Below are 20,219 nucleotides of genomic sequence, written 5' to 3' on the forward strand. Positions count from 1 at the left end.
TTTTTGTGAGAATCGTCACAGCGGCCGTGCGATTCAGGAGTTTCCCCCTGACGAATTCGGGGAATTCCCCGACTTACGCTAGCGGCGCGCTGCGATACACTATAACAATAAGGTTGCTATTCGAAGGCTTGGGAGGAATCTGAGATGATCGAACAGGACCGCCGCGAAGCGGTTATGGCGCAGATGGCGTTGGTCCGCGCCGAGACAGGCTGCGACTGCTGCGCGATCGGCTTGACGGATGCTTCGACGCATGCGCTCAAGTGGCTGCTCGCATCCGGGCATACGAGCGAACGCTGCTTCGCCATCACGGAGCGGCCCGGACGCGGTTTGTCGGCTACCGTGCTCAAGGTCGGCAGGGCGATGCCGCTGCAGATGTCAGAGCTCGTCTGTTCCCGCCAACTCCACGAATACCCGCTGCTGCTCGCTGAGGATCTCCGTTCCGCATACGCTGCGCCCTTGTACCGGGAGTCCGCGCCCTGCGGCGTGCTGATCGCCGGGGACCGCCGCAAAAGAGTGTACCGAACCGACGAACGCCGCCTCATCTCGGAGGCAGCAGATCGAATCGGAGCACTGCTCGCGGGCAAGCACGCCGCGCGATCCGTGTAGTACCGCATGGTGTCATGCGCTGACTGAACGGCCTGCCCTATGTTAGAATGGGAACAATACATTCGCAGCGGGGGAGGGACCATATGATCCGGATATTGGTCGTCGACGATCACGCCATCGTGCGCTCGGGATTGATCATGCTGCTGGGCGGCAAGCAAGAGATGGAGGTCGTAGGCGAAGCCGCGGACGGGGACGAAGCGATCGCCCAAGCGGAGGCGCTGCGGCCGGATGTCGTTCTCATGGATCTCAGCATGCCGCACGGCAAGGACGGATTGACCGCCACGGCCGAGCTCAAGAAGACGCTGCCCGATACCGCCGTTCTCATTCTGACTATGCACGACGACGAAGGTTATTTGTTCCGCGCGATTCAATCTGGAGCTTCAGGCTATATATTGAAGAGCGCGCCGCATGATGAGCTGCTCTCCGCGATCCGGCATGTGGCCGGCGGGCAGGCGTACTTGTACCCTTCCGCGACCAAGCGGCTGATGAGCGATTATCTGGACAAGCTCAAGAACGGAGAGCATGCCGGCACCTATGAATCGTTGTCCGACCGGGAGAAGGAGATACTGGCCAAGGTCGCTCAGGGCTACTCCAACAAAGAGATCGCCGAGCAGCTGATCATCAGCGTCAAAACCGTGGAATCCCACAAGAGCAACCTGATGGAAAAGCTGGAGCTGCGGACGCGGCCGGACCTTGTCAAATTCGCGATGAAAAAGGGGCTGTTGACCTTTGACTGAACCGGACAACAACGCAAGGCCGGCGTATCATGCGGAGATGCTGGCCGCGCAGGTGGAGGGACTGCTGTCGGGCTTGGATGACGGCGTGGCGGATGCGGGCTACCGGGAAGAGCTCAGGCGCTCGCTCAAGCAGCTTGCCGACGTGAAGTTCGCGCTGGACGAATCCGCGATCGTCGCCATCACCGACCGGCGGGGTCAGATTCGCTACGTTAACGACAAGTTCTGCGAGATCTCCGGCTACAGCCGCACCGAGCTGATCGGCCAGGATCACCGGCTCGTGAACTCGGGCTATCACGGCAAAGCGTTCATGCGGGAGCTGTGGTCTACGATCGCCTCCGGCCGGGTCTGGCGCGGGGAGATCAGGAATCGATCCAAGCACGGGCGCGAATACTGGGTAGATACGACGATTGTCCCGTTTATCGACAGCGACGGTCGTCCTTATCAATATTTGGCCATCCGTCACGAGGTGACTCGGCTCAAGGAGACGGAGGCGGAGCTGCAGTCCATGCTGGCGCAGATGATGCAGATCCAGGAGGAGGAGCGGCGGCGCTTCTCGCGCGATCTGCACGACGGGATCGGCCAGAGTCTGTTCTCCTTCAAGATCACGATCGATCGATTGCTGGCTGAGAAAGAAGACGAGGGACTCGCGATGCTGGAGCAGCAGGTGTCGCAGCTGATGGCGGAGGTGCGGGGGCTCGCATGGGAGATGCGTCCGTCCGTGCTGGATGACCTGGGCATCGTGCCGGCGCTTCGTACGTATATCGGGCACTTCGAGAGCCACTATGGGATCAAAGTGCGCTTCGAGTGCGGACTGCGACGACGTCCGTCGCTGCTCGCCGAGACGACGATCTATCGCGTCGTGCAGGAAGCGCTGACCAATATCGGCAAGTACGCCGGCGTCTCCGAGGCTTCTATATCGCTAACCGAAGAAGAAGGCCAGGTTCGAGCCGTCATTGAGGACCGCGGCGTCGGCTTCGTCCGCGCTTCGAGCGGCGCCGGCGTCGGCCTGTTCAGCATGGAGGAACGCGCGCGCGCCGTATCCGGCGAGCTGAAGCTGCGGTCCGAGCCGGGCCGCGGCACGACCGTGATACTGACTGTGCCGGCGGCGCAAACCGAGTGAGCGCCGCCGGAGCGCCCGCTCCAGAAGGGGCAAGCTAATGAATGCTAAATTTCCATAAAATGGTGTAAGGTAAAAGCAGTATCCTCCTCCTTCACGTTTGAACAATATCCCCTTCCGTCAGGACAACACTACGGATCATCAAGCCGTTCGATTTTATGCGGCAGTCGGGTCATCCGGCGCGCCATGCGCTCCGTGACCGGTGTCTGTGTCCCCACTTGAGGGGGCGGATGCCTGCACGTGCGCCGACGAGAGCCCGGTAGGTAATTGTCCTGGTGGATCCGCAACTGGCGATGAGCTCTGCGAGCATATCGTTGCGGCACAGGCGACGGCAGCAGAACTCGTTGAGATAGGCCTGGAGATGCTTCGGGCCGATCCCGCCGAACGTCCAAGCCATCCAGCGCACGGCTTCACGCCAGGCAACATGCGGCGCTGCCTGACCTCGATGGCCTGGCTCCAGCATCTCCGCATGTGCGGGCGCTGTCTCGCCGGCCACATGTTGTCGTATAAAACATTCCGTCATATCCTCGCTGCCCGCGCTGCCGACGGTCGCGGCACATCCTTCCGGGCCGTCCACGACTTTCATTTTCAAATGAACGATCCTCTTCGCCTCGTTAAGGGAGGCGCCGATCACGACAGGCTGCGGCTTGAGGTCCTCCTGAGCGGTCCGGCTGCTGAAGTAGCGATGATACTCGTAGCCATAATATTCGCCCAACAGCTGCAGATCTCCCTCGAGGGGCCGGTCGAGGTCCCACGCACCGATCGCATGGCGCAGCTTGTGGTTCATTAGCCAGGCAGTCTTGTACGTCACCACGATCAGCTCGGCCAGCAGCACGGCGCTGATGCCAAACTGCATCAGATACATCGCTTGAAACCACTTCACCAGCGGCGTACGCGTCCCCTCCAGTATCGTGCCTGTCGTGAGCGAGGTCTGGTGCGCACAGGAACGGCACTCGAATAGCCTGCGCCCGCGCGACGTCACCGCATAATAATGCGAATGCGCACAGCGGGGGCAGCGGAACCCACTCGGCCACTTGCCCGCGAACAAAGCTCCGGCGCAGTCGTCCTCGCTATAAACCGGCAAAGATTCACGTACGGAAAAGTGGCTCGGCATGCTCATTCCTCCAAACAGAACTCCTGTTCTCATTGTAACAAAAAATGGACTTGAATGCACGCTTTTGTTCAGAAGGATTCTGGGAAAATCGGGGCGTGAGTGCGCGGTCAAACGGACGGGGAGGCGTCGATGGCGGCGAGAACAGGGCGAGGATTAAGGTGCAGGCGAAAAGGGATAGCGCTGGAGCGGGATGGGGGGCAGGAGAGGGTGAAGGTGAGATGGCGGCTGGAGATACGGCGGTCGGAGATACGACTGGAGGTTGCCTGCCGCTTGGAGCGTCCTGACCGAAGGGGATATCGTTAAAACGGGAAAAAAGCAGGAGCAACCCCGGGCCCAGTACCGATTTATGGCAAATTTATGTCGAGACTCGAAATGTGATTTTTTTCACATTCCTACCGCCGCATGTGCGATATATTGAACTCATCAAAGAAAGCAACACGCGAGACAGTGAAGGAGGCACAAACAAATGAAAACGACAGCCGATACGCAGCAACCCCTTCAGCCATACGGCGGTGACGACGAGCGTTACGAGCTACTGAGCGATGCAGTTGTGAGAGCCAGACAGGAGCACGATGCGCTGGAGGAAGAACTTGCAGACCTGTACGCGCAAGTGTGCACCGTCCGCAAGGATGATGACATCCTTCACCTGAACGACCATATTCGCGTCCTGAACGAGCGGGTGAAGCACTTTATGAGCGAGTGGAGCGCGCATATCTCCTGGGAGAAGACACAACTCTTCCCCTACGCGGTATGGTATCTCGAGACAGAACCGGATCTGTTCACGCTGATGGAGCAGGATTACGGGCTGGCGGAGCGGTTCATCTCCTCGTTCCTGAACACGCTGGAGCAATCGGTGCTCCCGATCTCTCCGGATGAGGCCAAGGCGTTGTCGTCCTACTTGCTTCAGGCTTACGCGTTTTTGAAAAACCGGCTTAACGAGGAGGAGGAGATTATCGAGACGTTGGAGGATCACTCGAACGTGTACAGCTTCTGAGCAAACTTAAGTGAAAAAATTCACAAGAAAATAACGCAAAGTGTGATATCCATCACATTCGGCAATCGCCGCAAGCCTCATACTGAGGGTGTAAGGCAAGCAAGACAACCGAAACGCTACTAATAAACGCCTTAAAGGCGAAAGGGAGATGGCCAATATGGTCACCAAATGGTTCAGAGAAAATGTATGGGCAGCAGTCGCAGTCACGCTCCTTCGCATCTACGTCGGCTGGCAATGGATCGACGCAGGCTGGCACAAGCTGACGGGCGGATTCACGGCAAAAGGATTCCTGCAAGGAGCGGTCACCAAGCCGGTAGCCGACCACGCGACGAATGAAGTCATCTTCCCTAACTACACCTACTTCATTCAGCACTTCGCACTGCCGAACGTCAAGCTCATCGACATCCTGATCCCGCTCGGCGAATTCTTGATCGGCGTAGGGCTGATCGTAGGTGGACTCACCGTCACGGCCGCATTCTTCGGGATGATGCTCAACACGCTGTTCCTCTTCGCCGGCACCGTCAGCACGAACCCTTGGCTGCTCATCCTCGGCTTCATCGTCTTCACGGCCGGCGCCAACGCCGGACGCTTCGGACTTGACTACTACCTGCTCCCGCTGCTGCGCAAGGCAGGCGGCAAGATCAAGCATTGGGTGAACGACAAGACGCATCACGACGGCACGCACGGCAAGCCTGTAGCGCACTGACGATTCGCTGACACTTCTTGGTTGACACGGCGGCCGGGTCTTGATCCGGCCGCCGTCAGACATAATCCGGCCACGCTGGTCCGGACGGGAGAGAAACTTACTTGAATGGAGGCCGCACATATGGCAACGAAGGAAAAAGCGCAAGTCGAATTCATCTCTGCGCAGGATGAGGTGAACCTGCTCGCCGAGCGTGCCCGCAAGGCGCTCGAAGCCTACATGAAGCTCGACCAGGCGCAAGTGGACCGGATCGTGCAGGCAATGGCGCTGGCGGGTCTCGACAAGCATATGCCGCTCGCGAAGCTCGCGGTTGAAGAGACGGGACGGGGCGTATACGAGGACAAGATCACCAAAAACATTTTCGCCACCGAGTATATTTATCACAGCATCAAAGCCGAGAAGACGGTAGGCGTCATCGAAGAGAATGTGTATGAGAACTATCGGATGGTCGCCGAGCCTGTCGGCGTCATCGCGGGCATCACGCCGGTCACGAATCCGACATCCACGACGATGTTCAAGTCGCTGATCGCAGCCAAGACGCGCAACCCGATCGTCTTCGCCTTCCACCCGTCGGCACAGAAGTCGAGCGCGGCGGCGGCGAGAACGCTGCTCGAGGCGGCAGTAGCCGCAGGCGCGCCGGAGCACTGCATTCAATGGATCGAGCATCCTTCGGTCGAGGCGACGGGCCTCCTGATCAACCACAAGGACATCGCGCTCGTGCTGGCGACCGGGGGCTCCGCGATGGTCAAGGCAGCCTACAGCACCGGCAAGCCGGCGCTCGGCGTCGGTCCAGGCAACGTGCCATGCTTCATCGAACGCACGGCCGATCTGGATCAAGCCGTCACCGACCTCATCCTGTCCAAGACGTTCGACAACGGCATGATCTGCGCTTCGGAGCAGGCGGTTATCCTCGACGAACCGATTTACGACCAAGCGAAGGCGCTTATGTCGCGACAAGGCTGCTACTTCCTCAATAAAGAGGAAGTCGAGGCGGTATCCAAGCTGGTCATCAATGCAGAGAAATGCGCCGTCAACGCCGTCATCGTCGGACAACCGGCCGTCAAGATCGCCGAGATGGCGGGCATCCAGGTGCCGCCGGCGACGAAGGTGCTGGTAGCCGAGCTGGCCGGCGTGGGCGACAAGTTCCCGCTGTCCGCAGAGAAGCTGAGCCCCGTGCTCGCCTGCTACAAGGTCAAGACGGCCGAGCAGGGCATCGAGCGCGCCGCACAGGTCATCGCCTTCGGCGGCATGGGCCACTCGTCGGTCATCCATTCGAACGATCAGGCGGTCATCGCGGCATTCTCGGCTCGCCTGCAGACCGGCCGGATCATCGTCAACGCGCCTTCGACGCATGGGGCGATCGGCGACATTTACAACACGAACCTGCCTTCGCTCACGCTCGGCTGCGGCTCGTACGGCCACAACTCGACGACCTCGAACGTCACCGCCGTCAACCTGATCAACGTCAAGCGTGTGGCGTACCGCACAGTCAACATGCAGTGGTTCAAGGTGCCGCCGAAGATCTACTTCGAGAAGGGCGCGACGCAGTATCTGGAGAAAATGCCGGACATCAGCCGCGTCATGATCGTCACCGACGAAGCGATGGTGAAGCTCGGCTATGTGGAGAAGGTCGCTTACTACCTGCGCAAGCGCAAAAATCCGGTGTCGGTCGAGATCTTCAGCGACGTCGAGCCCGATCCGTCGGTCGACACGGTCGAACGGGGCACGCGGATGATGGCGCAGTTCAAGCCGGACTGCATCATTGCCCTCGGCGGCGGCTCGCCGATGGACGCTGCCAAGGCGATGTGGCTGTTCTACGAATATCCGGACACGAGCTTCGACTCGCTCAAGCAGAAGTTCATGGATATCCGCAAGCGGATCTACAAGTATCCGCGGCTCGGCAAAAACGCCAAGTTCGTCGCGATCCCGACGACATCGGGCACGGGCTCGGAAGTGACGTCGTTCGCGGTCATCACCGACAAGAACAAGGGCAATACCAAGTACCCGCTTGCCGATTATGAGCTCACGCCTGACGTAGCCATCGTCGACCCGGATTATGTATACAGCCTGCCGAAGACGGCGGTCGCCGACACCGGCATGGACGTGCTGACGCATGCGATCGAAGCGTACGTCTCGGTCATGGCCAACGACTTCACCGACGGCCTCGCGCTCAAGGCGATCCAGCTCGTGTTCGACAACCTGGAGGCTTCGTATCACAAGGCCGACCCCTATGCGCGGGAAAAGATGCACAACGCTTCGACGATCGCCGGCATGGCGTTCGCGAACGCCTTCCTGGGCATCAACCACAGTCTCGCACATAAATGGGGCGGACAGTATCATACGGCGCACGGCCGCACGAACGCGATTCTGCTGCCGCATGTCATCCGCTACAATGCGCAGCAGCCGACGAAGTTCGCATCGTTCCCGAAGTACAGCCACTTCGTCGCCGACAAGCGCTACGCGGACATCGCCCGTCTGCTCGGCCTGCAAGCCCGCACGACGGAGGAGGGCGTGAACAGCCTGATCAACGCGATTCGCCAGCTCAACCTGTCGCTGCAAATTCCGGAGTCGTTCCAGGCGCTCGGCTTCGATGCAGCGGACTTTGAATCGCGGGTCGATCAGCTCGCCGACCGGGCGTTCGAGGATCAATGCACGACCGCCAACCCGCGCATGCCGCTCGTCACCGAGCTTGCGGACGTGTACCGGAACGCCTTCTACGGCAAGTTCTAACATCAGCATCTACGGACATGTCGCTTGGGCCGGAGCCTCGCTCCGGTCCGGGCGAAGTCGATTACGGGAGGTTAACGATCATGAGCATCCTGAATAAAACGATTGGCGAATCCGGCCGACTGGACGGCTGGCGGGGATTCGAGGAGGGGGCCTGGCAGAAGTCGGTCGACGTGAACGACTTTTTGGGCCGCAACCTCAAGCCCTATACGGGCAACGCGAACTTCCTGGCCGATCCGACCGAAGCGACCAAGCGGCTGTGGGACCAAGTGCTCGGTCTCATGAAGCGCGAGCGGGACAACGGGGGCGTGCTGGACGTTGACACGGAGACCGTCTCCACGATCGTCTCCCACGGCCCGGGCTACATCGACCAGGCGCTCGAGAAGATTGTCGGCCTGCAGACGGATGCGCCGCTGAAGCGCTCCGTGCAGCCGTTCGGCGGCATCCGGATGGCGCAGGACGCCGCGGAGGCGTACGGCTACAAGATTCCAGACGAGATGGTGCGCACGTTCACCGACATTCGCAAGACGCACAACCAAGGCGTATTCGACGCCTATACGTCCGAGATGCGGCTCGCTCGCAAGGCGGCCATCATCACCGGCCTGCCCGATGCCTACGGACGCGGCCGGATCATCGGCGACTACCGCAGGCTGGCGCTGTACGGCGTCGACAAGCTGGTCGCGGCGAAGAAGGCGGACCTCGACCTGCTCGAGAAGGACGTCATCAGCGAAGACGTCATCCGGCTGCGCGAGGAAGTGTCCGAGCAGATCCGCGCGTTCGGCGAGCTGAAGCAGATGGCGGCCGCCTACGGCTACGATATCTCGGGACCGGCGACGAACGCCCGCGAAGCGGTGCAGTGGCTGTACTTCGCCTACCTGGCGGCGATCAAGGAGCAGAACGGCGCGGCAATGAGCCTCGGGCGCGTGTCCAGCTTCCTCGACATCTACATCGAGCGCGACCTGCAGGAAGAAACGCTGACCGAAGTGGAAGCCCAGGAGCTGATCGACCACCTGGTCATGAAGCTGCGGCTGGTCAAGTTCCTGCGTACGCCGGATTACAACGAGCTGTTCAGCGGCGACCCGACATGGGTGACCGAATCGATCGGCGGCATGGGCAAGGACGGCGTGACGCGCGTCACGAAGAACTCGTTCCGCTTCCTGCACACGCTGTACAATCTCGGTCCGGCGCCCGAGCCGAACCTGACGGTGCTCTGGTCGACCGAACTGCCGGAGGGCTTCAAGGATTACTGCGCCAAAGTATCCGTCGACACAAGCTCCATCCAGTACGAGAACGACGATCTGATGCGCCCGATCTACGGCGACGACTACGGCATCGCCTGCTGCGTGTCCGCGATGCGGATCGGCAAGCAGATGCAGTTCTTCGGCGCCCGCGCCAACCTCGCCAAGGCGCTGCTGTACGCGATCAACGGCGGCATGGACGAGAAGCTCGGCGTACAGGTCGGACCGAAGGTCGCGCCGCTGACCGGCGACACCTTGAACTATGAGGAAGTCATGGCGCGCTACGACGAGATTCTGGAGTGGCTGTCCAAGCTGTACATCAACACGCTGAACGTCATTCACTATATGCACGACAAATACAGCTACGAGCGCATCGAGATGGCGCTGCACGATACGGAGATTCTCCGCACGATGGCGACCGGCATCGCGGGCCTGTCCGTCGTGGCCGACTCGCTGTCCGCCATCAAGTACGCCAAGGTCAAGCCGATCCGCAACGAGAAGGGTCTCGCCGTCGACTTCGAGATCGAAGGCGAATACCCGCAGTTCGGCAACAACGACTCGCGCGTCGACGATATTGCGGTCGACCTGACGGACGTCTTCATGTCCAAGCTGCGCCAGCGTCAGACGTACCGTGGCTCGATGCCGACGCTGTCGGTGCTCACGATTACGTCCAACGTCGTCTACGGCAAGAAGACCGGCAGCACGCCGGACGGCCGCAAGGCCGGCGAGCCGTTCGCGCCGGGCGCGAATCCGATGCACGGCCGCGACCGCAAGGGCGCGCTCGCCTCGCTCAGCTCGGTCGCCAAGCTGCCGTACTACAACTGCCTCGACGGCATCTCGAACACGTTCTCGATCATCCCGAAGGCGCTCGGTCGCGAGGAAGACACGCGCGTGGGCAATCTCGTATCGCTGCTTGACGGCTATGCCGACAAGGGCGGGCATCACCTCAACATCAACGTGTTCAACCGCGAGCAGCTGCTCGACGCGATGGAGCACCCGGAGCAGTACCCGCAGCTGACGATTCGCGTATCGGGCTATGCGGTCAACTTCATCAAGCTGACGCGCGAGCAGCAGCTCGACGTCATTAACAGAACGTTCCACGGCGCGATCTGATTGCAGCTTCCTCGTCCCCGGGCGCCCGCAGCGCGGAGTCCGGGAGCGGAGAGGCGGCAGACGTGAAGATGTGAAGGCAAGAAGACTTGAAGTCGTGAAGGCAAGAAGATGTGAAGACGTGAAGACGTGAAGACGTGAAGACATGAAGACGTGAAGTCAGGAAGATAGTAGACGGTTAAAATCGCCTTCAAGGCGGAGCAGACGGCGGAAGCGAGGAACGCCGACCGCGTATTCGATAGTTCGGAGGGGAGACTTGACGATGCATCACGCTGGAAGAATTCACTCTCTGGAGACGTTCGGGACGGTCGACGGTCCGGGCATCCGCTTCGTGCTCTTCATGCAGGGCTGCGCGCTCCAGTGCGCCTACTGCCACAATCCCGATTCCTGGGATACGAAGGGCGGCCAGCTGCGGACGGTAGACGAAATATTGGCGGAGATCGAGCCTTATGTGCCGTTCTACAAGCGCTCCGGCGGCGGCATCACGGTGACGGGCGGCGAGCCGACGCTGCAGGCGTCGTTCGTGGCGGAGCTGTTCGAGAAATGCAAGGAGCGGTGGGGGCTGCATACGGCGCTCGACTCCTCGGGCTTCTGCGATCCGCATCATGCAGCCCGGCTGCTCGCGGCCACGGATCTGGTGCTGCTCGATCTCAAGATGATCGACCGCGCCGGCCACGAGCATCTCACCTCGCAGCCGAACGACCGCATCCTCGCCTTCGCCCGTCACCTGTCGGACGCCGGCATCAAGATGTGGATCCGGCGCGTGCTCGTGCCGGGCTGGACGGACGGCATGGCCGAGCTGCTGGCGCTGGGCGAGTTCGTCGGCGGCCTGCGCGGCGTCGACAAGCTGGAGGTGCTGCCCTACCACCGGATGGGCGTCTACAAGTGGGAGCAGCTCGGCAGAGCCTACAGGCTGGACGGCGTGCCGGAGCCGTCGCCCGATGAGGTCGACCGGGCGTATCGGCTGATCGAGCAAGGCAGGCGGACGGCGAATGCCGTTCGATAAGCGGGACGGACGCTTCTCCGCCGCCGGTCACGGCGGAGGCAGGAGCGTCCTCACTGCATTTTGAGAAGGGAGAGAAATGACATGTCTACCACATCCGTAACCGGTGCGATTCTGGCAGGCGGGAAGCATGCTTCGCTCGCGGGAACGCTGAAAGCGCTTCTTACGCTTCAAGAAGAAGCGATCGTCCTGCGGCAAGTGCGGGAGATGCGGAAGCTTTGCAAAGAAGTCATCGTCGTCACCGATACGCCGAAGCCTTTTTTTGACGTGCTGGATTCCTCCGTACGCATCATTACGGATTACTATCCGGGGCGCGGTCCGCTCGGCGGCATGCATTCGGCGCTGCGCCTGGCACGCAATCCGCTGGTATGGATCGCGGGGAGCGACATGCCGTTCGTATCGGCCGACGAGGCCAGGCGCCTCATGACGGGATTGACCGACGGCGTCCAGGCCGTCATCCCGATCGTGCGGGAGAGGCCGGTGCCGCTGCACGGCCTGTACGACAGCCGCTGCTCCGAAGCCGTCGCCGGGCTGCTGACCGTTGGCGAAGAGAGCATGCAGTCGCTGCTCGGTCACCTGCAGTGGCTCGGCGTACCTGCCGAGGCCGACCTGGAGCAGCAGGGCAGCCACGACTTCACGTTCGAGATCCGCAACGAATCCGACTACGAACGGGCCAACAACTTGCTGGTCATGGCGCGCTCGACGGGATGAGTGCGACGGCCTGAGCTCCGATCCGGAGTTCAGGCCGTTTTTTTTGCATGATTGAGCAGGTCTGAGCCCCTCACGCTAGTTCGCTGAGTTGTCTCCGCTCAAAATGTATTGCCGTCGTTAAGGGATGGCAATGCGTTTTTAATCACGAGGAAGCATGTACGGACATGAACGGAATTGTAGCGGGAGACGCGGATCTGGCAGGAATATGTCGATCTATGTAGAATTAGCTAAGATCAATCCGTGTCGGGGGAACAGTCATTCATGCATGCAGAAGCACCCACAGCCAACAACATCAGAAAAGCGGTATTCGGTACATGGGCGCTGCTGCTCACCATCTGCCTTGTCGTCATCGTGCTGATTGTCTGGAGCACCTCGCTGTATGAGGACCGGCTCTTCCGTCAAGCCGATCAGGATGCTTCGCTCGAGCTCGCTTCCGACGCGAACTCGCTCAAGCTGGCGCTCGAGCGGCGTCTCCTGCTTGCCGAGAGTCTCAAGGCGTTCGCAGCCACGGAGCTTCTGAACGGCGGTCATATCGACGAGGAGCGGTTCAGCTCATTTGCAGGCCACTTCATTCCGGCCATTCCGGACGTGCGCAATATCTCGCTGTATCCGGACGGCATCGCGAGATATGTGTATCCGCATCGCGGCAACGAGGCATTGCTCGGGGTCGACCTGTTCAAGCACCAGAATCCTGAAGTCCGGGAAAACGCAGAGCGCACCAAAAATACCGAAGCGGTCACACTGCTCGGTCCCCTGGAGCTGACGCAGGGGGGACTCGGCCTGATCACGCGGCAGTCGATCTATGTGGGAGACCGCTTCTGGGGCTTCGCCTCGATCGTGCTCGATCTGCCCGCGCTCGTACAAGAAGGGCTCGGGTCATCCGAGGCAGGCGCTACGAACGTCGCGCTCCGCGCCAACGGGAATATGCTCTCGGGCAATCAGGCGCTGTTAAACCGCGGCGGCCTGCGGGAGCGGGTGGAGCTGCCCGAGGGCGAATGGGAGCTCGCTGGAGCGCTCAACGAAGATCGGCTGCGCGAGCTCTCGAACAAAGTTTGGACGGTTCGGGGCATCAGCCTGGTTTTCATGATCATGCTGCTGTATGTGCTCTACGGTCAATTGACGGGCAAGGCCAAGCTGGATATCAAAGTCCGCGAGCGGACGCGCGAGCTGCAGCTTGCCAACGAGGTGATCGAAGCCTCCAACGAGGAGCTTCTCGCTATCGAGGAGGAGCTTCGCGAGCAGAACCGGGTGCTCGAGAGCAAGGAGCAGGCGCTCCGCCATATGGCTTATTACGATGCGGTCACAGGCGTGTACAACCGGACGTACTTCAATATTCATCTCGAGGAGCAGACCGCTGTCGCCCGGAGGCTGGACGGGAAGCTGGTGCTGCTGTATCTGGATCTGGACCAATTCAAGCTGGTCAACGATACGCTCGGCCACTCGTACGGCGACATGCTGCTGCAAGAGGCGGCCAAGCGGCTCGAGAGCATTCAGGGCGAGACGCACGCCGGACTTGCGATCTTCCGCATCGGGGGAGACGAGTTCGCGATCGTCCTGCCGATGGTGGAGCGCACGGAGGAAGGGACGCGTCTTGCGGAGCAAGTGATCGAGCGGTTCCGGCAGCCCTTCTGGCTGCAGGACGCCGAGTATTACTTGACGGCCAGCGTCGGCATCGCCCTCTATCCCGATCAGGGGGCCGATGCGCCGACGCTGATCAAGCATGCGGACAAAGCCATGTACGCTGCGAAGGAAGCGGGGAAGAACCGGTACAATTGGTTCGACGGCTCGGCGCCTACGGGCGCAGGCGAGCAGATGGAGCTGCGGAGCAGCCTGCGCAAGGCGCTGGCGCGGGACGAATTCGAGCTCCACTACCAGCCGCAGATCGAGGCGGGGAGCGGCCGCCTCGTCGGCATGGAGGCGCTGCTGCGCTGGAATCACGCCAAGCTGGGTCCGATATCGCCGCTGCGCTTCATCCCGCTCGCCGAGGAGACGGGGCTGATCGTCGAGATCGGAGAGTGGGCGCTGCGCGAGGCATGCCGCCAGAACAAGACGTGGCAGGATGCGGGCTTCCCGGCGATGCGCATGGCGGTGAACCTGTCGGCCCGCCAGTTCGCCAGCGACGTCGCGGCTTCCGTGCGCAGCGTGGTGGCGGAGACGGGGCTCGATCCGCAGTACCTCGAACTAGAGATTACGGAGAACATGGCGATGAAAAACGAAAATCTCCCGACGCTCGAACAGCTGCGGGACATGGGCATCACGCTGTCGATTGACGACTTCGGCACACAGCACTCTTCGCTCGGCTATCTGAAGCGTCTGCCGATCAGCCGCATCAAGATCGACCGCTCCTTCGTCAGCGGCATCGGCAAAGACGAACGGGACGAGGCGATCATCCATGCGATGCTGCTCGTCGCCCGCCGCCTGAACCTGTCCGTCGTGGCCGAGGGCGTCGAGACCCGGGCGCAGTACGACTTCCTCGCCGAACACGAATGCGACGATATCCAGGGCTTCCTGTTCTACCGCCCGCAGCCCGCAGACCTGATCCAAAAGGTGCTGCTGGCGCATTGGAAGGGATAGAGAGGGCCCGGCCGGCGGCCGTCGGCCGTCGGCAGTGCGAAGAGGCGTATCGCCTTGCGTAATGGAGGCGCCATGAAGGGCATCTCGCCTCTCGCGGTGACGTCGAAAGGCCGAGCCGGCATCAAAAAGACGCCATCGCATTCCACATCCGGAAGCGTTGGCGTCTATTTTTGGTTGGGGTTACTTCGCGTTGTCCTCTTCTTCGACGAGATGACGCAGCATGGCCAGCTTGTTGTCCCAAAATTGCTCGAAGTAGGCGAGCCAGTCCTTCAGCTCGGCCAACGGCTCGGGACGGAAGGCGTATCGCGTCTCGCGCCCGGCTCGGCGCTCTGTGACGAGGCCGGCTTCCCGCAGAACGCGAAGGTGCTTGGAGACGGCGGGCCGGCTCATATCGAACTGGCTGGCAAGCGCCGACAGGGGCTGCTCGCCCTGTGTCAACAGACGCAGCAGCCGCCGTCTGCTCGGGTCGGCGATCGCCTGGTAGACGTCATGCTGCTGCAGCGCTTGACCCATTAGGCCTCGACCACGCGCTGCAGCTTGGCGACGATACCGTTCCATCCGCCGGACATGTTTTCGCGAATGACCGTATGCGGTTGCCCGAATTCGGTCACTGTATCTTCGCTCCATCCGCCATGGGTCAACGTGAACGCTGTTCGCGTGTCGGACAGCGCCTTCAGCTCAAACGACAGCGTCCAATCTTTGCCCCAAGTGAAGGCGAGCCGTTCTGGCGGATCGAACGCAGTGACCTTGCACGGGGACATGCCGAATTGCCCGGCGTTGAGAGTGAATTCGTGGCCGACGATCGGCTCGAATCCGGCAGGCGGCATGAACCAGGCGGATATGCCTTCGACTGTGGACACCAGGCCCCATACCTTTTCGATGGGTGCGTTCAGCTCCAGGGTGCGTACGATATCAGGGAGTGTGCGGGAAGCGGACATAATTGGAATTCCTCCTTCGTTCTAATGGGAACCACTTGGTTTCATAATGACATAATACGAAACCGAATGGTTTCTTGTCAACTGGGAGTTGCTGCTGCGGAGGTACGCCTCGTATTTGCGTTTGCGGCTGCAAACCTCGTTTTTTCCGTTTTAACGATATCCCCTTCAATCAGGAAGGCGAATGCAGACTCTGTCCGCACCCGCCCTCTTTTTTAAGAACTATGATCTTGTGCAGCAGGAAAATGAACCCTCATCTCCGTATGCAGAGCGGATTCCTGACCCAAGGGGATATTGTTCAAACGTATTTCCGCAGGCATGTGCATGACCGGCGATTCGTAATCCGGCGGCTCGATGATCAGGCGATCCTGCTCATCGGACACTCAGCGATCCGGCACCTTAGCCATACGGTGGTGATCTGACAAACGGGACAAGCGCGGCCCCATGCACCAACCCGCCGGTGAACAGCGCCAACCTTATTTGTTCGCTTCGTCGTCGCCTTGGCGCTGCTCCCGCATGCGCGTCATCTGCTGCCAGACGGAGCCGGCGGCCTCTTCGCCGCTGCGGATGCGGGCGATGGCCATCTCGGCCTGAAGCTTGACCTCGAACTCGGACTCGGACGCGGCCGTCCGCTCCAGCGCTTCAAGCGCCCCCTCGTCCCCGGCCTCGTACAGGAAGCGCGCGGCGCGCCAGCGCACGAGCTTGTTGACGTCGCCGAGCGCCTCCGCCATCGCCGGACCTGCGGCGGGATCGCCGATGTCCGAGAGCGTGTCCCCGGCCGTCCGGCGCACGGCCGCCGACGTATCCTGCAGCGCGGCCAGCAGCGGCGGCAGCGCCTCGGGAATGCGCAGATCGCCGAGGTACACCACGGCGAGTCTGCGCACCGATACCTGCGGGTCGCGCGCGGCCTGCGCGAGCAGCGGGAGCAGCTCCGCGTCCGGCTTCGCCCGCGACAGCGCGGCATAGCGCGTCTGCCAGTCCGGCGCGCGCAGTGCCTCGGCCAGCTCGTCCGGCGTCGTCGCCCGGACACCGCCCGGCCCGCCCTCGCTCTCGCCCGCCTGCGCGGCAGCGTCGCCGGCTCCGGCTGCGCCGGCCGCCTGCGCGGCAGCGATCAGCTCGCGCAGGCGCTCGTCGGGGTACGCCGCGTCCAGCTCGCGCGCGACCTCCTCCAGTATCTCCTGCGGCTCGCCGTAGCGCACGCCGAACTCCGCGAGCCGCCGCTCGCGAATGAACGTGCCGCCGGCGGCTTCGTTCACGGCGTCCGTGAACCGCGGCCCCAGCGCGGCCCGCGCTTCCTGGCCGCCGCTCTGCACGCGGATCTGCATCGGGATGCCGCGATACATCTGCACGAGCACGCGGGCTTCGCCGAAGCTGTAGGCCAGCGCGTCCGCGCCGGCCCCGGCGCCTCCTGCGCCCGCAGCCGCGCCGAACAGCTCGCGTACGGCAGCCAGGATGCCGGCCCAGTCGGCGCTCGGCCTGCGGTCGACCGCGAAGAAGTCGGCGGTCCGGAATACCGACTTCACGCCGGGAATCTCAAGCAGCTTCAGCGCGAATGGCGGCAGCTGATCTTTTTTGTCCATCGTGTAGGTGTGCCGCTCTCCGGCGGGGAGCTTCTCGTCCACGTTCAGCTTCATCGAATTCGGGCTGGGCGTCGGCTCAATTGACAGCAGCTTCATGTACATACGACCTCGCTTTGCATATGGTGATCTCGCGAATCTCTCTCTATACAATACCGCACCGCGTTCCGTATTGCCAAAGGAGGGGTATTTAAGTGACAGAGCGGCCTTGGAACATTGGCCTGATTCCTGCTATAGTAAGATTAGTACGTCAACGGAGGGGTACCATGCCTAAAAGCCGCTTCGGCAATCTGGACGCTATCCGCGCAGGAGCTGCGGGAAGAGACCAGTTCGCGCGATGGCGTCAGGAACGCCTGCAGAAGATGAGGAACAAGGGTTACCTGGAATGCGTCCCGAACGTGAAGCCGGATTTGCCTTTCCTTCATCATAACCGTCAAGAGTCGTCCGTCACCTGGATTGGGCATTCTACGTTTTTGCTGCAGATGGGCGGGCTCAATATCGTCACCGATCCGGTCTGGGCGCGCCGCATGGCGCTGCAGAAGCGGCTGGCGCCACCCGGCGTCGAGCTGGCCGACATGCCGTCGGTCGACCTCGTGCTCGTCTCCCATTCCCACTACGATCATCTGCACTTCGGATCGCTGCGCCGTCTGCGGGGCCCCAAGCGGCTGTACGTGCCGGCCGGCCTGAAGCGCAAGATGACGATCCGGGGCTTCGGCGAGGTCCACGAGATGCATTGGTGGGAGCACTGCACTGTACACGGCGTCAAGTTTACCTTCGTACCGGCCCAGCACTGGACCCGGCGCAATCCTTGGGACATGAACAACTCCCACTGGGGCGGCTGGGTCATGGAGACGCACCAAGGGCCGACGATTTACTTCGCGGGCGACAGCGGGTACTTCAGAGGCTTCGAGGAGATCGGCCGCCGCTTCAAGATCGACGTGGCGCTCATGCCGATCGGCGCGTACGATCCCGAGTGGTTCATGGCCGCGCAGCACGTCAGTCCCGAGGAGGCGCTCCGGGCCTACCAGGATCTCAAGGCCGATATTTTCGTGCCCATGCATTACGGTGCCTTCAAGCTGTCGGACGATACGCCGATGGAGGCGCTTGAGCGGCTCGAGACCGAGCGCGCGCGCCTGGGCATTCCGCAGGACAAGATTTGCCTGCTCCAGCACGGAGAGACCATGCGCTTCTCGCGGAGCCATGTCATCGATAATGAAGCAAAGGATGGATTGGATTGATCACAGTTAACAATGTCAGCCTCAGGTTCGGCAAGCGACCGCTCTTCGAGGATGTCAACATCAAGTTTACCCCGGGCAACTGCTACGGCCTGATCGGCGCGAACGGCGCCGGCAAGTCGACGTTCCTGAAGATTCTGTCGGGCGAAGTGGAGCCGTCGAGCGGCGAAGTGCATGTGACGCCGGGCGAGCGCCTCGCGGTGCTCAAGCAGAACCACTTCGAGTACGACGAGTTCAAGGTGCTCGACACCGTTATTATGGGCTATGAGCGCCTCTATCAAGTCATGAAGGAGAAGGACGCCATCTATGCAAAGGCGGACTTCACCGACGAGGACGGCATGCGTGCGGGCGAGCTTGAAGCGGAGTTCGCGGAGATGAACGGCTGGGAAGCGGAGAGCGACGCGGCCGAGATGCTCAACGGCCTCGGCATCACGACCGACCTGCACGACAAGCAGATGTCCGAGCTCGGCGGCAACGAGAAGGTACGCGTGCTGCTGGCGCAAGCGCTGTTCGGCCAGCCGAACATTCTGCTGCTCGACGAGCCTACCAACCACTTGGACCTCGAATCGATCAACTGGCTCGAAGAGTTCCTGGCGCGTTACACCGGCACCGTCATCGTCGTATCGCATGACCGGCACTTCCTGAACCAGGTGTGTACGCATATCGCGGACATCGACTTCGCCAAGATCCAGATGTACGTGGGCAACTACGACTTCTGGTACGAGTCGAGCCAGCTCGCCACGCAGCTGATGCGCGACCAGAACAAGAAGAAGGAAGACAAGATCAAGGAGCTGCAGGCGTTCATCCAGCGCTTCTCGGCCAACAAGTCCAAGGCCAAGCAGGCGACCAGCCGCCGCAAGATGCTCGACAAGATCTCGCTGGACGACATCCGTCCGTCGAGCCGCAAGTACCCGTTCATCCAGTTCAAGCCGGAGCGCGAGGCGGGCAAGCAGATCGTGACCGTGGACAACGTGACCCTCACCGTCGACGGCGAGAAGCTGCTGGACGGCGTGTCCTTCGTCGTCAACAAGGGCGACAAGATCGCGCTCGTCGGTCCGTACGGACAAGCCAAGACCGCGCTGTTCCAAGTGCTGATGGGCGAGCTGGAGCCGGACTCCGGTTCGGTACAGTGGGGCGTGACGATCACGCCGGCCTACTTCCCGAAGGACAACTCGGCGTACTTCGAGGGCAACGACGACTCGCTCGTCGACTGGCTGCGCCAGTACTCCAAGGACCAGGACGAGTCGTTCATCCGCGGCTTCCTCGGTCGGATGCTGTTCTCCGGCGACGAAGCGCTGAAAAAGGCGTCAGTGCTGTCCGGTGGCGAGAAGGTCCGCTGCATGCTGTCCAAGATGATGCTCACCAGCGCCAACACGCTGCTGCTCGACGAGCCGACCAACCACTTGGACCTCGAGTCGATCACGGCGCTCAACAATGCGCTCGTCGATACCGACGAGACGATGATCTTCACTTCGCATGACCATCAGTTCATCCAGACGATCGCCAACCGGATCATCGAGATTACGCCGAACGGCCTGATCGACCGGATGACGACGTACGACGAGTACCTGGAGAACCCGGAGATCGCGGCACTCCGCGCCCGGATGCTGCCGGCGTAATCGTCCGCAATCGCGTTCGACATCTTTGTAACACAAATGTAATATGCGTTTTATGTTTCATTCAGGTTCGTTTTGTACAATGTATCTATGACCCCCCTTTTCAATATATCTTTTCTTAAGAGCCCACCGGCCGGATGCCGGGGGCTCTCTTTTTTTGTGGACTTGTTCATGGGACGGCCGCGAGCATGAGGGGCGGCCAATTGCCTCCGTATAACGGTA

General features: G+C 61.3%; 16 protein-coding genes and 1 pseudogene. 12 read left to right on the forward strand and 5 right to left on the reverse strand.

Annotation, left to right across the window (positions count from 1 at the left end; all coding sequences use genetic code 11):
- Window positions 1-144 precede the first annotated feature (144 nt).
- From VQ071_RS15410 to VQ071_RS15420, 3 genes are all read left to right on the forward strand, one after another.
- Window positions 145-606, forward strand: coding sequence for a GAF domain-containing protein (locus tag VQ071_RS15410; RefSeq protein WP_340514962.1), 462 nt, complete (start codon window positions 145-147; stop codon window positions 604-606).
- A gap of 83 nt (window positions 607-689) precedes the next feature.
- The gene (locus VQ071_RS15415) at window positions 690-1,343 is read left to right on the forward strand and encodes a response regulator transcription factor (protein ID WP_340514963.1); all 654 of its coding nucleotides are present in this window, start codon (window positions 690-692) and stop codon (window positions 1,341-1,343) included.
- Window positions 1,336-2,463 (forward strand): PAS domain-containing sensor histidine kinase, encoded by a 1,128-nt coding sequence (locus VQ071_RS15420; protein WP_445293294.1) that lies wholly within the window; start codon window positions 1,336-1,338, stop codon window positions 2,461-2,463. The genes VQ071_RS15415 and VQ071_RS15420 overlap by 8 nt, the downstream gene beginning before the upstream one ends.
- A 169-nt stretch (window positions 2,464-2,632) precedes the next feature.
- Here VQ071_RS15420 and VQ071_RS15425 read toward each other — a convergent pair whose 3' ends face one another.
- On the reverse strand, window positions 2,633-3,343 hold the full coding sequence (locus VQ071_RS15425) for a hypothetical protein (protein WP_340514964.1): 711 nt from the start codon (window positions 3,341-3,343) through the stop codon (window positions 2,633-2,635).
- Between the two features lie 60 nt (window positions 3,344-3,403).
- Window positions 3,404-3,607: pseudogene (locus VQ071_RS29320) on the reverse strand (transposase); the annotation flags it as partial.
- A gap of 433 nt (window positions 3,608-4,040) precedes the next feature.
- Here VQ071_RS29320 and VQ071_RS15430 point away from each other — a divergent pair.
- The 7 genes from VQ071_RS15430 to VQ071_RS15460 all read left to right on the forward strand — a co-directional run bounded on the left by VQ071_RS15430 (window position 4,041) and on the right by VQ071_RS15460 (window position 14,634).
- The gene (locus tag VQ071_RS15430) at window positions 4,041-4,568 is read left to right on the forward strand and encodes a hemerythrin domain-containing protein (protein ID WP_340514965.1); all 528 of its coding nucleotides are present in this window, start codon (window positions 4,041-4,043) and stop codon (window positions 4,566-4,568) included.
- Between the two features lie 157 nt (window positions 4,569-4,725).
- Window positions 4,726-5,274: a DoxX family protein gene (locus VQ071_RS15435; RefSeq protein WP_340514966.1), complete on the forward strand. Its 549-nt coding sequence runs from the start codon at window positions 4,726-4,728 to the stop codon at window positions 5,272-5,274.
- A gap of 120 nt (window positions 5,275-5,394) precedes the next feature.
- A complete protein-coding gene (adhE, locus tag VQ071_RS15440) occupies window positions 5,395-8,001 on the forward strand; it encodes a bifunctional acetaldehyde-CoA/alcohol dehydrogenase (RefSeq protein WP_340514967.1) in 2,607 nt (868 codons plus the stop codon).
- Between the two features lie 80 nt (window positions 8,002-8,081).
- Entirely contained in the window at window positions 8,082-10,349 is a 2,268-nt protein-coding gene (pflB, locus tag VQ071_RS15445) for a formate C-acetyltransferase (protein WP_340514968.1), read from the forward strand.
- A gap of 259 nt (window positions 10,350-10,608) precedes the next feature.
- On the forward strand, window positions 10,609-11,352 hold the full coding sequence (pflA, locus tag VQ071_RS15450; protein ID WP_340514969.1) for a pyruvate formate-lyase-activating protein: 744 nt from the start codon (window positions 10,609-10,611) through the stop codon (window positions 11,350-11,352).
- A gap of 81 nt (window positions 11,353-11,433) precedes the next feature.
- Window positions 11,434-12,060, forward strand: a complete 627-nt coding sequence (gene mobA / locus VQ071_RS15455; RefSeq protein WP_340514970.1) for a molybdenum cofactor guanylyltransferase — start codon at window positions 11,434-11,436, stop codon at window positions 12,058-12,060.
- Window positions 12,061-12,321: 261 nt separating this feature from the next.
- Complete coding sequence (locus tag VQ071_RS15460; RefSeq protein WP_340514972.1) at window positions 12,322-14,634, forward strand: putative bifunctional diguanylate cyclase/phosphodiesterase; 2,313 nt, start codon at window positions 12,322-12,324, stop codon at window positions 14,632-14,634.
- Window positions 14,635-14,814: 180 nt separating this feature from the next.
- Here the strand turns inward: VQ071_RS15460 and VQ071_RS15465 are convergent, their stop codons facing one another.
- The 3 genes from VQ071_RS15465 to VQ071_RS15475 form a co-directional block, all read right to left on the reverse strand.
- A complete protein-coding gene (locus tag VQ071_RS15465; RefSeq protein WP_340514973.1) occupies window positions 14,815-15,147 on the reverse strand; it encodes an ArsR/SmtB family transcription factor in 333 nt (110 codons plus the stop codon).
- Complete coding sequence (locus VQ071_RS15470) at window positions 15,147-15,572, reverse strand: SRPBCC family protein (RefSeq protein ID WP_340514974.1); 426 nt, start codon at window positions 15,570-15,572, stop codon at window positions 15,147-15,149. The genes VQ071_RS15465 and VQ071_RS15470 overlap by 1 nt, the downstream gene beginning before the upstream one ends.
- Window positions 15,573-16,045: 473 nt before the next feature.
- Window positions 16,046-17,245, reverse strand: coding sequence for a conserved virulence factor C family protein (locus VQ071_RS15475; protein WP_340514975.1), 1,200 nt, complete (start codon window positions 17,243-17,245; stop codon window positions 16,046-16,048).
- A gap of 167 nt (window positions 17,246-17,412) precedes the next feature.
- On the opposite strand from VQ071_RS15475, the gene VQ071_RS15480 reads away from it, so the two are divergent.
- Complete coding sequence (locus tag VQ071_RS15480) at window positions 17,413-18,384, forward strand: MBL fold metallo-hydrolase (protein WP_340514977.1); 972 nt, start codon at window positions 17,413-17,415, stop codon at window positions 18,382-18,384.
- Entirely contained in the window at window positions 18,381-20,000 is a 1,620-nt protein-coding gene (locus VQ071_RS15485; RefSeq protein ID WP_340514978.1) for an ABC-F family ATP-binding cassette domain-containing protein, read from the forward strand. Before VQ071_RS15480 ends, VQ071_RS15485 begins: the two co-directional genes overlap by 4 nt.
- Window positions 20,001-20,219 lie beyond the last annotated feature (219 nt).

The sequence above is a fragment of the Cohnella sp. 56 genome (genome assembly GCF_037963805.1).
Lineage (GTDB): Bacteria > Bacillota > Bacilli > Paenibacillales > Paenibacillaceae > Cohnella.